Source organism: Candidatus Caccoplasma merdavium (assembly GCA_018715595.1).
Taxonomy (GTDB): Bacteria; Bacteroidota; Bacteroidia; order Bacteroidales; family UBA11471; genus Caccoplasma; species Caccoplasma merdavium.
In genome coordinates this window covers 225,475-239,695 of the sequence record DVLI01000026.1, presented here as the reverse complement: position 1 = coordinate 239,695, position 14,221 = coordinate 225,475, and the positions used below count along the sequence as shown (strand labels likewise).

The window sequence follows — 14,221 nt, the reverse complement described above, 5'->3', positions numbered from 1 at the left end:
AAATAAATATCAGTTTCCCAATGGATTGAGGTTATTGCATCATGCCGATTGCAATACACAGATGGTCGCCTTGAATCTATTGTACGATGTGGGGTCGAGAGATGAGTCGCCTGACCGTACGGGATTTGCCCATTTGTTTGAGCACCTCATGTTCGGAGGGTCGCTTCATGTGTCGGATTTCGATGCCGAATTGCAGCAGGCAGGAGGCGAGAACAACGCATGGACGAGCAATGATATTACAAATTACTATACCATAGTCCCTCGGCAGAATGTGGAGACCGCCTTTTGGTTGGAATCGGACCGTATGTTGGGATTGGACTTTTCGCAGCGTAGCCTCGACATCCAGAAAGCAGTTGTCATTGAGGAATTCAAACAGCGGACATTGAATCAGCCTTATGGTGATATTCCGGCTTTGATACGCGAAATGGCATATCTTCGTCACCCATATCGCTGGCCGGTAATAGGTCGTGACATAACTCATATCGAAGGGGCTACTCTCGATGAGGTAAAATCGTTTTATTATAGCCACTATGCACCGAACAATGCGATATTGGCTGTCGCCGGAAATATTTCGTATGAAGAGACTTTGAGACTGGCCGAAAAATGGTTTGCCCCTATTGAGAAGAGGACGATACCGTCTCGACATATTTTGCCCGAACCTCAACAGCAGGCCCCTCGCCAAAAGGAGGTAGAGCGAGATGTCCCGATGGACGCTATCGTGAAAGCCTTCCACATGGAAGGTAGGGGCGGAGAACATTACCAAACGTGTGATCTGATTTCAGATATACTTTCGAATGGCCGTTCATCACGTCTTTTCCGACACTTGGTCATGGAAAAGCCCCTTTTTACGGCCATAGATGCCAGTATCACCGGAGATATAGAAACCGGCCTCTTCTTGATAAACGGACGATTGAATCGGGGCGTATCGATGCAACAAGCCGATGAAGCCATAGAAGAGGAACTCGAAAAGTTGTGCAGTGAACCCGTTCCAGAACCGGAAATCCGCAAGATGGTTCATAAATTTGAGACAAACTATCTTTTCTCAAATTTGAGTTATGTCGACAAGGCAGCCAATTTGGCTTATTTCGAGTTGCTCGACCAAGCTGAAGCCATCGACCATGAAATAGAAAAATATTATCGCATTACGCCGGAAGCGTTACAAACGACGGCCCAAGCGATATTTAGAGCGAATAATATGTCGACGTTGTATTACAAAGCCCAAAACAGCTGTTGAGGTACGCGTTAAAAAAAGGATTTGATGAAAAAGTAAGATAAAACTTACAAGTAAGGAGGAATAAGAATTATGCGATTTAAGTTAGTGCTATCTGTACAGGCCGAACTGGCGGGGAATGTACTGCCGGTAAGTTATCAGTATGAATTGTCGTCGTGTGTGCATCGAATTTTGACCGAAGATAGTGGAGCGTATGAGCAGTGGCTGGGCATCAATGGCTTTTTGCCGGAGATGAATACCCGATATAAATTGATGTCGGTGTCGAACCTATATATACCGAAAATCAAAGTCGAGGAAGACCGATTGTATGTTTTGGCCAAAAAAGTACAATTATGGATTTCGACCCTACCCGAGAGGGGCAGTGAAGAATTCATTCGAAATGCCTTCGAGGGGCGGGAGGTATTGGTCGGTGACCGAAAATCCCAAGTGGCATTCAAGATAGAAGAGATACACAAAAGCGAGCCGGTGGAATATACCGAGACGATGACCTACCTGTCGTTGTCGCCCATTGTGGTCTCTTGTATGAGATCCAATCGCAGTTTTGAATATATAGGGCCCGAATCGCCCGATTATGAAGAAATGTTGTTGCGTACGATTCTCGAAAAATACAACTATTTCTATGGGAAAGAATTTCCCTATGAGACCAATTTCAAGTTTGAACTGATTGCGCCCCCCAAACGAAAGGGAATATTCATCAAACGGTTTACGCGAGAAGAATCGAAAGTGATAGGTTATATGTGTAAATTCAGACTCACATTACACCCCATCTTGCAACAACTTATACATAACACGGGATTGGGCGACAAGATAAGCCTGGGATTTGGTTGCATTGAATTATATGAATAAAAGTGAAACGCTGAAAAAACATAAAATGCCGCTCTTCGCGAAAAAATGCGGAGATTTGTTATGAAGAAACGAAAATTTTTCTTTGTTTTGTGAGATAAAATTATGCCTTAATTAAAATTTTGTATAATGATGGAGCCTCAAAATATTCTTTCTCCCGAAGGTAAAGCCGAGGAGAAAAATACGATTAATGTCGCCGGGAATGGCGAACCTGTTGCTAAAACGGACGAACTTCCTGTTCCCGAAGCTGTGGAATCGGTTGCCGAAACATCGGTTGCTGATACACAGGTACAAAACCCTTGTACGCGTGAGCAAATTGTTGAGCGCATCAAGGAACTGTTGGCGATACCTGTCGAAGAAGTGAAAGACGAAATCGATGCTTTGAAGCAACAGTATTACAAATTGCGGAAAAACGAAATCGAAGAGGCTCATCGGGCGTATGATGAAATGCCGGAAGAAAACAAAGGCGAATTCCAAATTCCTTTCGATTCTCTCGAAGAGACTTTAAAAACGCTTCTCAACAGCTTCAAGGAAAAGAAAGCCGTCTATATCGAGCAGCAAGAAAAAGAACGTCAGGACAATTTGGCTCGCAAACAAGCTATTCTCGATGAGATAAAGAGCTATACCGAGGATCCCGATAACATCGGCAAATATTACAATGACTTCAAGGAACGCCAGCAAGAATTCAAGGAAATCGTAAATGTGCCGGCATCGGCGGTCAGCGACCTTTGGAAAACGTTCCAGACATACAGTGAGAATTTTTATGACTTGCTGAAAATACACAAGGAGTTGCGTGATTATGATTTCAAAAAGAATTTGGAACAGAAGACCGCCCTTTGTGAACAGGCCGAGGCGCTTGCTGCCAATGATGATGTACTGGACGCTTTCAAGACCTTGCAAAACTTGCATGAGGAGTGGCGAGGCATAGGTCCGGTATCGAAAGAGATGCGCGAAGAGATATGGAATCGTTTCAAAGAGGCTTCGACCGTCATCAACAAACGTCACCAGCAATATTTCGAAACGATAAAAGCAAACGAGTTGGCCAACGAAGAGGCCAAAACCGCATTGTGTGAAGAGATAGAGGCTATCGACCTCGATTCGTTGCAATCCTTCTCGGCATGGGACGAAAAGACCAAGAGCGTGTTGGATATGCAAGAACGTTGGAAAGCGGTGGGCTTTGCCTCTCGCAAGGTAAACACGCAGTTGTTTGAGCGTTTCAGAAAATCGTGTGACCTCTTTTTCTCGCGCAAGGCCGAATACTACAAGACCGTAAAAGACGCCATGTCGCTCAATCTCGAAAAGAAACGCTCTCTCTGTGAGCAGGCCGAGGCTTTAAAAGAGAGTACCGATTGGCGAGCTACATCGGAAAAATTGACCCAACTCCAAAAAGAGTGGCGCACCATAGGCGCTGTACCTCGCAAATATTCCGATGCCATTTGGAAACGCTTCACCGAGGCATGCGATTACTTTTTCGACCGCAGGAAACAAGAATTTGCTTCGAAGAAAAACGAAGAACAAGATAATTTGCAAGCCAAGCAGGCAATCATAGAGAAGCTCAACGCCATCGATGAGACTCTCGATAAGAATGCCGGATTGACACAAGTCAGAGCCTTGATGTCGGAGTGGGCTGCCATCGGTCATGTCCCGTTCAAGGAAAAAGACAAGTTGCGCAAGCAATACCAAACGGCACTTGATGTCCACTTCAAGCGTTGGAATATGAAGGAGGCTCGTAACCGCTTAGATGCATTCAGCAATACGGTCGAGGAGTTGGCCTCTTCCGAGCAGGCCCAAAACAAACTCTATCGCGAGCGTGAGCGCCTGATGCGGGCCTATGAGAGCATGAAAAACAGCTTGCAGACCTACCAAAATAACATGGGATTTCTCAATGTCTCTTCCAAATCGGGGAATAAGATGGTCGAGGAGTTGGAACGTAAAATCGACAAATTGAAAGATGACATGCAGTTGCTCGTCCAAAAAATCGAATTGATTGACGAAAAATTGCGATAATAAATACAATAAACTTTCAATTTTTCCGTTATCTTATCATAAACGCGGTTGTTATGGTAAGGAAAGGTTATGGACATTTGATCAGTAAAATAATAACCTTAGGCGACTTTGTGTGTCTCAATGTCGCCTTTTTATTTTTACTGATGCTCTTTCCCGAGATGTTGCCCGATGGCGATTCGCGGAAGCTCGTGTGTCTGTTGCTGAATCTTTCATATTTGCCCATCGCCTTCTTTTTCAGGTATGTGCATAACATGCGCATCGTGTATGTCGACCGTTTGTTGCTGATTGCGTCGGAGTCGGTGTTTTTCGGCTTCCTGCTCTTTTTGGCCTGCATGGCGTGCGTCAAGGTCGATGTTGACTCGATGGGATTGCTGTTGTTGTTCCTCTTCTTCTTTTGTTTCTTAAACCTGTGGTGGTTATTGTCGAATCGTCTCCTGCGATACATTCGACGTCGTGGATACAATTTCAAGCGGGTCATTATTGTCGGCGCCGGTTCGTCGGGAATGTCACTCTATAAAGAGTTGCAATCCGATGCCGGATATGGGTTCCGGTTTATGGGCTTTTTTGATGATGATACCGCCCCGAAGTGTGAGAAGGAGCAGCTGCGGGGAACAATCGATGACGTGGCGGCATTTTGCATCGAAAAACATATCGACGAAATTTATTGCGCATTACCCAATACTCAAAATGCCGAAATCGTCGATTTGCTTTATTTCTCAGAGCAGAACGGCATACGTTTCTTTATTTTACCCGAAATATCCCAATACATACCTCGGCGCCTGCATTATCAAATCATGGGGAATACCCCGTTGCTGTCGATATGCCGTGAGCCGTTGCAACGATGGACGGGACGTTTCGTGAAAAGGGCGTTCGACTTCTTGTTTTCGCTTTTTATGATCCTATTGGCGCCGATATGGTATCTGCCCATTGCTCTTTTGGTGCGGTTCTCTTCTCCCGGTCCGGTACTTTTCAAACAGAAACGAACCGGATATATGGGGCGCGAATTTAGTTGCTTGAAATTTAGAACCATGCGGCTGAATGCAGAGGCCGATAAGTTGCAGGCGACGGCCAATGACCCGCGTATTACACGCATTGGCCATTTCCTGAGGAAAACCAGCCTCGATGAGCTGCCTCAGGTGTTTAATATCTTTAAGGGCGAGATGTCTTTTGTGGGGCCTCGCCCGCACATGTTGAAACATACCCGGGAATATTCGGCCATTATCGACAAGTACATGGTTCGTCATTTTGCAAAGCCGGGGCTTACCGGTTGGGCCCAAATCAATGGGTATAGAGGTGAAACCCGTGAGTTGTGGCAAATGGAAAAACGGGTCGAATATGATATTTGGTATATCGAAAATTGGAACATCTTATTGGATTTGAAGATAATATTTCTCACCTTTGTCTTATTATTCAAGGGCGACGATAATGCCGTATAGACCACGATAACGATATGAAGATAGCGATAGTAGGGACCGGTTATGTAGGATTGGTCTCGGGCACATGTTTTGCCGAAATGGGCGTAGACGTAACCTGCGTAGATGTAGATAAAGCAAAAATCGAAGGGTTGCAACAGGGTCAGGTACCCATATATGAGCCGGGGCTTGATGAAATGGTGCTTCGGAACACTCGGGAAGGCCGACTGCATTTCACGACCGATTTGAAGGAATGTCTCGATGATGTGGAGATTGTGTTTTCGGCCGTAGGCACGCCGCCCGATGAAGACGGAAGCGCCGACCTGCAATATGTCTTGGCCGTAGCCCGGACATTTGGCCAGAACATCAAAAAATACACCATACTGGTAACCAAGAGCACGGTTCCGGTCGGAACGGCCAAGAAAGTAAAGGCGGTCATAGAAGAAGAGTTGGTCCAGCGGGGCGAGAAAATCCCGTTCGATGTGGCCTCGAATCCGGAGTTTCTGAAAGAAGGGGCGGCCATCAAGGATTTCATGTCGCCCGACCGTGTCGTAGTGGGTGTCGAGAGCGAACAGGCACAAGAGAAGATGAGCCGGCTTTACCGTCCGTTCCTGTTGAATAATTTCCGCGTCATCTTTACCGACATACCCTCGGCCGAGATGATCAAGTATGCGGCCAATTCGATGTTGGCCACGCGCATCTCGTTTATGAACGACATTGCCAACCTCTGCGAACTGGTGGGAGCCGATGTCAACATGGTGCGCAAAGGCATAGGCAGCGACAGCCGCATCGGATCGAAATTTCTCTATCCGGGTTGCGGATATGGGGGCAGTTGTTTTCCCAAGGACGTAAAAGCGCTGATAAAGACGGCCGAGAAAGCCGGTTACCCCATGCGTGTATTACAAGCCGTAGAAGAGGTGAATGAAGCACAAAAGACAATATTGTATAAGAAATTGAGTGCTTACTATGACGGAGCCTTGCAAGGGAAGAAAATCGCCTTGTGGGGATTGTCGTTCAAGCCCGAGACCGATGACATGCGTGAGGCGACGTCGTTGGTGACCATAAAACTGTTGCAGGCAGCCGGGTGTGAGGTGAAAGTCTATGACCCGGTAGCGATGGACGAGTGTCGTCGGCGGATAGGCGGGAGTGTGGAATATGCGACCGACATGTACGATGCCGTACTCGAAGCCGATGCACTTTTGATGCTGACGGAGTGGAAGCAGTTCAGGTTGCCGAGCTGGGGCGTAATCAAGAAGACGATGCGGACGCCGTTGATTATCGACGGGCGCAACATCTACGATGCCGAAGAGTTGCGTAAAATGGGATTCACCTATCTTTGTATCGGACGATAATTTGTTGGTAAAAATATTAAAAAAGTCGAATAAGACGAATTAATAGTATATCTTTGCATAAGAACGATTAAATCCATTTTCTTATGTTAAAAGATGTAATTAAGAAGAATCGAAAGTTATTGTATATTGTAGCGTTTGTATATAATGTCTTACATCGCAATAATAGTTGGAAATACATAGGCTCAAATAAAATATATAAAAAAGGAGTATTCCTCAATAAGGTGAAATTTAATATTAGAGGTTCTAATAATAAGATTATTATAGGGAATAAAGCTCGATTGCATAATTGTGAGATAGTCATATTGGGAAATAATTGTATCTTAGAAATAGGCGGTGGTGCTACCATCGTGTCGAATACTCAATTTTGGTTGCAAGATGATACCAGTTCCATTATTATTGGAGAAGATTTTACTATTGAAAGTGGCCATATTGCCTCGACAGAAGGCCAAAATATCACGATAGGAAGCGATTGTATGTTTTCTAATGATATAGAAATAAGAAATGGCGACAGTCATTCGATTATAGATAAAGATACTAACAAACGCGTAAATTACGCTCAATCCGTTATTATTGGGAATCATGTATGGCTTACTGCTCATACAAGAGTATTGAAAGGTTCTCAAATTCCTCATTCTTGTATTATTGCCAATAGTTGTGTCGTATCGGGAAAATTGGAAAACAGTAATGCCCTATATGGAGGAATTCCGGCAAAATTGTTGAAAGAAAACATTGATTGGAATAGATACAAATTGCCATGAAAGATATAGGCGAGGATTTTTCCTCGCCTATATCTTTTATTCATATGATGTGATTATATACAACAATATGAGCTGTTCAAGGGGAACCCCCGAAGTAGTTCAGCAACGGGGAGTCTCTTTTTCCCGGGCAGTTGTAGCGACACGATACGCAGGGCATCTTGTCCGCATTTGATTTCGATGTAAGATTTCCCATCGGTGGTGATAGTCCCGGCCGGCCGGTTATCGTGGAGGGACTCTTTTATTTCTGTCTCAAAAATCTTGATGGGAGAATATGTATTGGCACCCTCTTTCCATTCGCACCAGGCAGCCGGATATGGCGAGAGTCCTCGCACGAAATTGTGAATTTCTCGTGCGGAGCGAGACCAGTCGATACGGCAATCTTCCTTAAAGATTTTGGGGGCCGGACGCAGCGGAATTTCGGTCATGAGGCTCTCTTGTTCGATGCAGGAGATATTACCGTCGAGAATGGCATCGACAGTGTCGGTCACCATTTCGGCTCCCATGGTCATCAATTTGTCGTGTATGGTGCCGGCGTTGTCGTTGGGAGCAATGGGCAAGGAGCGTTGCATGATGATGCGACCGGTATCGATTTCATGGGAGAGGAAAAATGTTGTCGCACCGGTTTCCGTGTCACCGTTTATGATGGCCCAGTTGATGGGTGCGGCGCCCCGGTATTGCGGCAGGAGAGAGGCGTGCAGGTTGAAGGTGCCGAGACGGGGCATGTCCCACACGACTTCGGGCAGCATGCGGAAGGCCACGACGATTTGCAAGTCGGCGTTCCAAGCCCGCAGAGCGGTCAGGAAATTCTCGTCTTTCAGCTTTTCGGGTTGCAAGAGGGGTAATCCTTGTGACAGGGCATATTGCTTGACAGGTGAGAATTGTATCTTGTGACCTCTGCCGGCAGGCTTGTCGGGCATGGTAATGACCCCGACAACGTGATAGCCGTTTTCGACCAGCCGTTTGAGACTTTCGACGGCAAAGTCGGGAGTGCCCATATATACGATACGCAAGTCTTTCTTATCCATGATGATGTGTTTTTAGTCTTGTGAGAAATGTACCAGTACGCGGCGATAGGAGTTGAATATCTTCGATTTTGAGACAAATCCTACATATTTGCCCTGTTCATCGACGACAGGCAGATTCCAGGCATTGGTTTCGTCGAAGATTTTCATGACTTTTTCCATCGGCATGCCTATCTCGATTTTTCCGGGAGGAACGGTCATGAACGTGCTCACTTTGAATCGTTCGTAAAGTTCGGTGCGGAACATGATGTTGCGAATGTCATCGAGTAGTACGATACCAAGCAAGATGCCGTCTTTGTCGAGAACCGGAAATATGTTGCGGTGTGAGGCTGAAATTACTTTCACCATATCGCCCAGAGTCATTTCGGGGCGCACGGGCAGAAAGTCGTTCTCGATAACGCTGTCTATTTTGAGCAAGGTGAGCACGGCTTTGTCTTTGTGGTGGGTAATCAGTTCTCCTTTTTGAGCCAGACGCAAGGTGTAGATGCTATGCGATTCAAACAGCCTGATGGTCCAAAAGGCGACAGCCGAGGTAATCATCAGTGGCAGGAACAGGTCGTAGCTTCCTGTCAGTTCGGCTGTAAGGAAGAGGGCCATCAACGGCGCATGCATGACGCCCGACATGACTCCGGCCATACCCATGAGCGCAAAATTGGTCGTCGACAGAGTTATGGCAAACGGGTTGAAATGATTTAAGACAAAAGCGAACAGGAATCCGAAGATACACCCCACATAAAGGCTCGGGGCGAATGTTCCGCCCACGCCTCCGCCTCCGTTGGTTGCTGCCGTAGCAAAGACTTTGAAGAGTACGATTAGGGTAAGGAAGAGGGCCAATACTCCGAAATTATCTTTCCATGCATAGAAAAGGCTCCCGTCGGTAACAGCTTCGGCTTGTCCATTCAACAACTTCAATATCGAATCATAGCCTTCGCCATAAAGGGGAGGAAGGAAAAAGATGGTTATACTCAGAATAAGAGAACCCAATAAAAACTTCCCTATCGGACGTTTCAATTTCTTGAAAACCCCTTCGAGGAAGTATATCATGCGGGTGAAGTAGAGCGATACAAATCCACAGCATACGCCCAGCAAGATGACATAGGGTATGCGGTCATAGGCAAATGCCTGGGAGTGGTCAATCGCAAATTGCGCATCTCCCCCCGAGACGACATAGGTAATGGTAGCAGCGGTTGCCGAGGCAACGATGAGCGGCGTAATGGAGGTCGCCGTGAGGTCGATCATCAATACTTCGATGGTGAACAGCAATCCGGCAAACGGCGCTTTGAAAATGCCTGCTATACCGGCTGCCGCACCGCACCCCACCAGCAACATGAGTGTCCGGGGGTCGAGGCGGAACAGTTTTCCCAAGTTCGACCCGATGGCGGCTCCCGTGTAGACGATAGGAGCTTCGGCTCCAACAGATCCACCAAAACCTATCGTGATGGAACTGGCCACCACCGAGCTATACATGTTATGGGGTTTCAATCGGCTTTTGCGTTGTGAAATGGCATAAAGTACCCTTGTGACACCGTGGCTGATGTCGTCTTTGACAACATAACGCACATAAAGCCATGATAGACCGATGCCGATAATAGGATAGAGCAGGTAGAGGTAGTTGGCTCCGTCGATAGAAAAATGGTCGGTGAGGAGGTTCTGTATCAAGTGTATCGCCTCTTTCAGTATGAGGGCGGCAATGGCTCCGAACAGACCGATAAAAAAGCTCAGTATCAAGACGAAATCTTTCTCCTTGATATGCTTTTCCCGCCATACGAGAATTTTCAGAAACAAGTCTTGTTTCATTTATTTTAAATACCTTTCCCGGTAAGAACCGTCTTTATTGTGTATATTATGATTTTCAGGTCGAGCGTCAGAGAGATGTTTTCGAGATAAAGCATCTCATATTTGAGCCGCTCCGACATTTCGTCGATGTTGCGTGCATAGCCATATTTTACCATGCCCCAAGAGGTAAGGCCGGGGCGTAACTGGTGTATGAGGTGGTAGTGGGGAACCTGTTGCAGAAGTTGCTCTACAAAGTACCGGCGTTCGGGACGCGGGCCCACAAGCGACATGTCGCCTTTGAGTACGTTCCAGAATTGGGGTAGCTCATCGAGACGATATTTTCTCAATACTCTGCCCAGCGGGGTGATGCGGGGGTCGTTCTCACTCGATAATACCGGAGTCCCTTCCTTTTCGGCATCGGTTACCATGCTTCTGAACTTGTAGAGGGTGAAGTCTTTTCTTCGTAATCCCACGCGCGATTGTTTATATAGGACTTTGCCCGGCGAAGATGCCTTAATGGCAATGGCTATGATGGTAAATAACGGGGAGAGCACGATAAGCGCCAAAGCCGAGAAAATGACATCACACAGCCGTTTGATGTTTTTCTGGCTCTCGGAGAGGGCGCAGGTTGTAATATCGATGAGCGGTGTGCCGAGGATATTGGTCATTTTTGCCCGGGAAAGCAGCGAATCGTAGAGGTCGGTCGGAAGCAGTATGGGAATGTCGTACCCATACAAGGCATTGGTCTCTTTCTGCAACGAACGCCAATCATGGCGGTCGAGGGCGACGATGAGCCGACGGATTTGCTTCTCTTGAATGAGCCGGGAGAGTCTGTCCGGCGCGAAACGAGGCAGCTCATCGGCTTCATTTTGCGGCGAGTCACATTCGGTTGTTACATACCCCACAATCTTGAATCCTGTCGATTGCTTTTGGTTGCGCATCTCGTGAGCCAAAGCGTATCCGTTTTTACCGGCTCCGATAATCAAGGTGTTGTATCCCCATCGGCCGGTATGGATTTGATGTGTGGCATAGCCGGTAATCATGGCTCGCATCGGATAGACCCATATAAATTCGATGGCAAAAATACCGATGAACGCGCTGTAACTGTAATCTCCGTAAGAGAGGTCGTTGATGATGGCGATGAAAAAGATGATGATGGTACCGATGAGCAGCGAATAGAAGGTCGTGAAAAACTCTTCGAGCCGCGATTTCAGGAACGGTTGGTTATAATATCCCGATAAGTAGAATATACCCATGAAAAGCAACGGAAAGAGTATCTGTCCCTCGATGACCGTGTGGTAGGAGAGATATCTTGCCAATGAACCAATATCGTTGTTTATCGGTAACAGGTAGTAACGGAATATGTTGAACAAAAGCCACCCTATATTAGTCGATATAAAATCGCTAATGACATATTTGGCAATTTGTTGTTTCGGTTTCATTTTCAGGGTCGTAGTATTTTTATGACACCTCCGTCACCAATGGCGATGACACTCGATGGTGCGGGTTTCGTCGGGTCCTCCTGACGGTAGGTGACGATGTAATCGACAGCCTGTTTTATCTCGTCGGAGATTTCGGCAAAGCATGCCGGGGAGGGTTGGCCGCTGATGTTGGCCGATGTCGAAACGATTGCTTTCCTGAATCGTTCGCACAGTTTCCGAGAAAATTCTTCCCGGGTGATGCGTATGCCTACGCTGCCATCTTGCGCCAAGACATTCGGTGCCAAGTTGCGGGCGTGAGGATACACAATGGTCAGTGGCTTGTCGGCCACCTCGATAAGGTCCCAAGCAATCTCGGGAACCTCGCGTACATAGAAGTCGACTTTGGCCGGTTTGTCGACCAATATGATCAGTGCCTTGCTGTCGATGCGGTTTTTTATTTCATATACCCGTTTCACGGCCTCTTCGTTGGTGGCATCGCAACCGATGCCCCAAATCGTGTCGGTCGGATAGAGAATAAGCCCGCCTTTCTCCATGACTTCGCAGGCTTTTTTTATGTCATCTTCTATCATATTTCGAGCTTTTTTATCGAAAACAAAGGTAGAAAAATCGTTTGTCATACCCAAACGAATCTTGTTTCTTTCCTAAAAAAGAAAAATTGAGAATTGCAAAGAGAAAATTTATGGCGTAATATTTGACGTAATTGATGTGGTGACGTTTGGCAAAAGAAATATTTCTTCTTATATTTGTTGAAATGTATAAGTATTTTAATCGTTAGATGTTGTTATGAAAAAGTTTTATTTCATGGCCGCAACGGCCATTTTGATGATGTTGGGGGCCTGCTCCTCCAAAAATGTTTCGCTGGAAGGTTCGTGGTTGATTGAGACTGCCTACGGACAGCCTGTCGTTGTGGTCGATACGGCCATAATCACGTTCGATACCCAGGCCATGCAGGTGTCGGGCTGTAATGGTTGCAACCGCTTCTTCGGACCTTATTCGGTTTCGGAAAAACAGACCCTGTCCCTTAAAAATCTGGCAACAACGATGATGGCGTGCCCCGATGCGTTATCGGAGGGTGAAATCATGCGTGCCTTCAACGAAACAAACACCTTTGATGTGAAAGAGAAGAAAGACAAAACGTATCTCTACTTTTACAATGACAAGAAAGAAGAGATTATGTCGTTGGTATCAGTATTATAAATATTGCCAAGTATGAAAAGAAAGAATTTAATTGGCCTTATGAGTCTGGCCATGGCTGTGGCCGTAGTATCATGTTCGCCGGCACCGCAAAACAACGAAGTTGCCGCAAATGAAGAGAACCTTGTGGTTAAAACCATCATGGAACGTCGTAGCATACGCAAGTATCAGGAGAAACCCGTTTCCCGTGACACGTTGCAAATTTTGACCGAGTGTGGCATCAACGCTCCAAGTGCTGTGAACCGCCAACAATGGCAGGTGCGGGTTGTCGATAATCCCGAATATATCAATGGCATAACAGCCATCTATCTCGAAGCCAACCCGAAAGCGGGAGAAGACCCCAATTTCAAAAATATGTTCCGCAACGCTCCTGCCGTGATTTTTGTGGCATCGCCCAAAAGCGGAGAGGCACAATTCGATTGTGGATTGCTGAGTGAGAACATCATGTTGGCAGCCCAGTCGATGGGATTGGGTACCTGCTGTCTCGGGAGTCCGATACGCTTTATGAAAGAAAGCAAAGAAGCCGCCGTATATGTCGAGCAACTGCAACTCCCCGATGATTATGAACTGCTCTATGCGATTGCCGTGGGTTATCCCGATGAAGCACCCGCAGCCAAGCCCCGTGATGCTGGCAAAGTGAAATTTATCGATTGATAATTTATGTGGCGTCGTGGATTGACAATCGTCTTTATGGCGATTGTCCTGCCTTTTTTCGAGGGGAGTAAGGTCTCGGCCGTGAAGCCTCCTGTGAGAGTGGTTATCGCCTTCCTTTGTACCGGCGGTTATGCTTCGACCTATCATCTCGACAAAGAGTGTCCCTCTCTGAAACAATGCCGTGGTCGAGTAAAGGTGTACTCGGTCGAAGCCGCCGAGAAAATGGGTCGAAGACCTTGCATGATATGCTCGTCGGAGAAATAATGGCAGGCGGCTGTCGGGAATTATGCAGATTATAAGTCCCGATAATCCCATAAACAGTCGGAAAATAGAAACGGGTAGATAATCATATCGATTATCTACCCGTTTCGTTGTGTCGGGGTGGCGAGATTCGAACTCGCGACCCCCTGCTCCCAAAGCAGGTGCGCTAACCGGACTGCGCTACACCCCGTTTTTCACGGCCACAAAGGTAGTATATTTTTTTGTTATTGCAAATATAATTTCAGCATGCCGTGAGAATCTGCTCTATG

At 46.6% G+C, this 14,221-nt stretch carries 13 protein-coding genes and 1 tRNA gene; 9 read left to right on the top strand and 5 right to left on the bottom strand.

Going from position 1 to position 14,221, the window contains the following annotated elements:
- Positions 1-61: 61 nt before the first annotated feature.
- The 6 genes from IAD09_09565 to IAD09_09540 all read left to right on the top strand — a co-directional run bounded on the left by IAD09_09565 (position 62) and on the right by IAD09_09540 (position 7,603).
- Positions 62-1,234: an insulinase family protein gene (locus tag IAD09_09565; GenBank protein ID HIT82469.1), complete on the top strand. Its 1,173-nt coding sequence runs from the start codon at positions 62-64 to the stop codon at positions 1,232-1,234.
- Positions 1,235-1,303: 69 nt separating this feature from the next.
- On the top strand, positions 1,304-2,077 hold the full coding sequence (gene cas6 / locus IAD09_09560; protein ID HIT82468.1) for a CRISPR-associated endoribonuclease Cas6: 774 nt from the start codon (positions 1,304-1,306) through the stop codon (positions 2,075-2,077).
- Positions 2,078-2,206: 129 nt separating this feature from the next.
- Entirely contained in the window at positions 2,207-4,081 is a 1,875-nt protein-coding gene (locus IAD09_09555) for a DUF349 domain-containing protein (protein HIT82467.1), read from the top strand.
- A 53-nt stretch (positions 4,082-4,134) separates the two neighbouring features.
- Positions 4,135-5,517, top strand: coding sequence for an undecaprenyl-phosphate glucose phosphotransferase (locus IAD09_09550; GenBank protein ID HIT82466.1), 1,383 nt, complete (start codon positions 4,135-4,137; stop codon positions 5,515-5,517).
- 14 nt (positions 5,518-5,531) lie between these two features.
- Entirely contained in the window at positions 5,532-6,845 is a 1,314-nt protein-coding gene (locus tag IAD09_09545) for a UDP-glucose/GDP-mannose dehydrogenase family protein (GenBank protein ID HIT82465.1), read from the top strand.
- Positions 6,846-6,928: 83 nt separating this feature from the next.
- A complete protein-coding gene (locus tag IAD09_09540) occupies positions 6,929-7,603 on the top strand; it encodes an acyltransferase (protein ID HIT82464.1) in 675 nt (224 codons plus the stop codon).
- A 53-nt stretch (positions 7,604-7,656) separates the two neighbouring features.
- Here the strand turns inward: IAD09_09540 and IAD09_09535 are convergent, their stop codons facing one another.
- From IAD09_09535 to IAD09_09520, 4 genes are read right to left on the bottom strand one after another with little or no spacing between them, the layout of a single operon-like run.
- Positions 7,657-8,628: a methionyl-tRNA formyltransferase gene (locus tag IAD09_09535; protein HIT82463.1), complete on the bottom strand. Its 972-nt coding sequence runs from the start codon at positions 8,626-8,628 to the stop codon at positions 7,657-7,659.
- Positions 8,629-8,640: 12 nt separating this feature from the next.
- A complete protein-coding gene (locus IAD09_09530; protein HIT82462.1) occupies positions 8,641-10,422 on the bottom strand; it encodes a chloride channel protein in 1,782 nt (593 codons plus the stop codon).
- Between the two features lie 5 nt (positions 10,423-10,427).
- Complete coding sequence (locus IAD09_09525; GenBank protein ID HIT82461.1) at positions 10,428-11,843, bottom strand: sugar transferase; 1,416 nt, start codon at positions 11,841-11,843, stop codon at positions 10,428-10,430.
- A gap of 2 nt (positions 11,844-11,845) precedes the next feature.
- Positions 11,846-12,412, bottom strand: coding sequence for a threonylcarbamoyl-AMP synthase (locus IAD09_09520; GenBank protein HIT82460.1), 567 nt, complete (start codon positions 12,410-12,412; stop codon positions 11,846-11,848).
- 214 nt (positions 12,413-12,626) lie between these two features.
- Here IAD09_09520 and IAD09_09515 point away from each other — a divergent pair, with 214 nt between their 5' ends.
- Genes IAD09_09515 through IAD09_09505 form a run of 3 tightly spaced genes read left to right on the top strand, consistent with a single transcriptional unit; the run spans position 12,627 to position 13,955 of the window.
- Positions 12,627-13,040, top strand: a complete 414-nt coding sequence (locus tag IAD09_09515; GenBank protein HIT82459.1) for an META domain-containing protein — start codon at positions 12,627-12,629, stop codon at positions 13,038-13,040.
- Between the two features lie 12 nt (positions 13,041-13,052).
- The gene (locus IAD09_09510) at positions 13,053-13,691 is read left to right on the top strand and encodes a nitroreductase (protein HIT82458.1); all 639 of its coding nucleotides are present in this window, start codon (positions 13,053-13,055) and stop codon (positions 13,689-13,691) included.
- Between the two features lie 36 nt (positions 13,692-13,727).
- A complete protein-coding gene (locus tag IAD09_09505; GenBank protein ID HIT82457.1) occupies positions 13,728-13,955 on the top strand; it encodes a hypothetical protein in 228 nt (75 codons plus the stop codon).
- A gap of 112 nt (positions 13,956-14,067) precedes the next feature.
- Here IAD09_09505 and IAD09_09500 read toward each other — a convergent pair.
- Positions 14,068-14,142: transfer RNA gene (locus IAD09_09500), tRNA-Pro, on the bottom strand.
- Between the last annotated feature and the right edge of the window lie 79 nt (positions 14,143-14,221).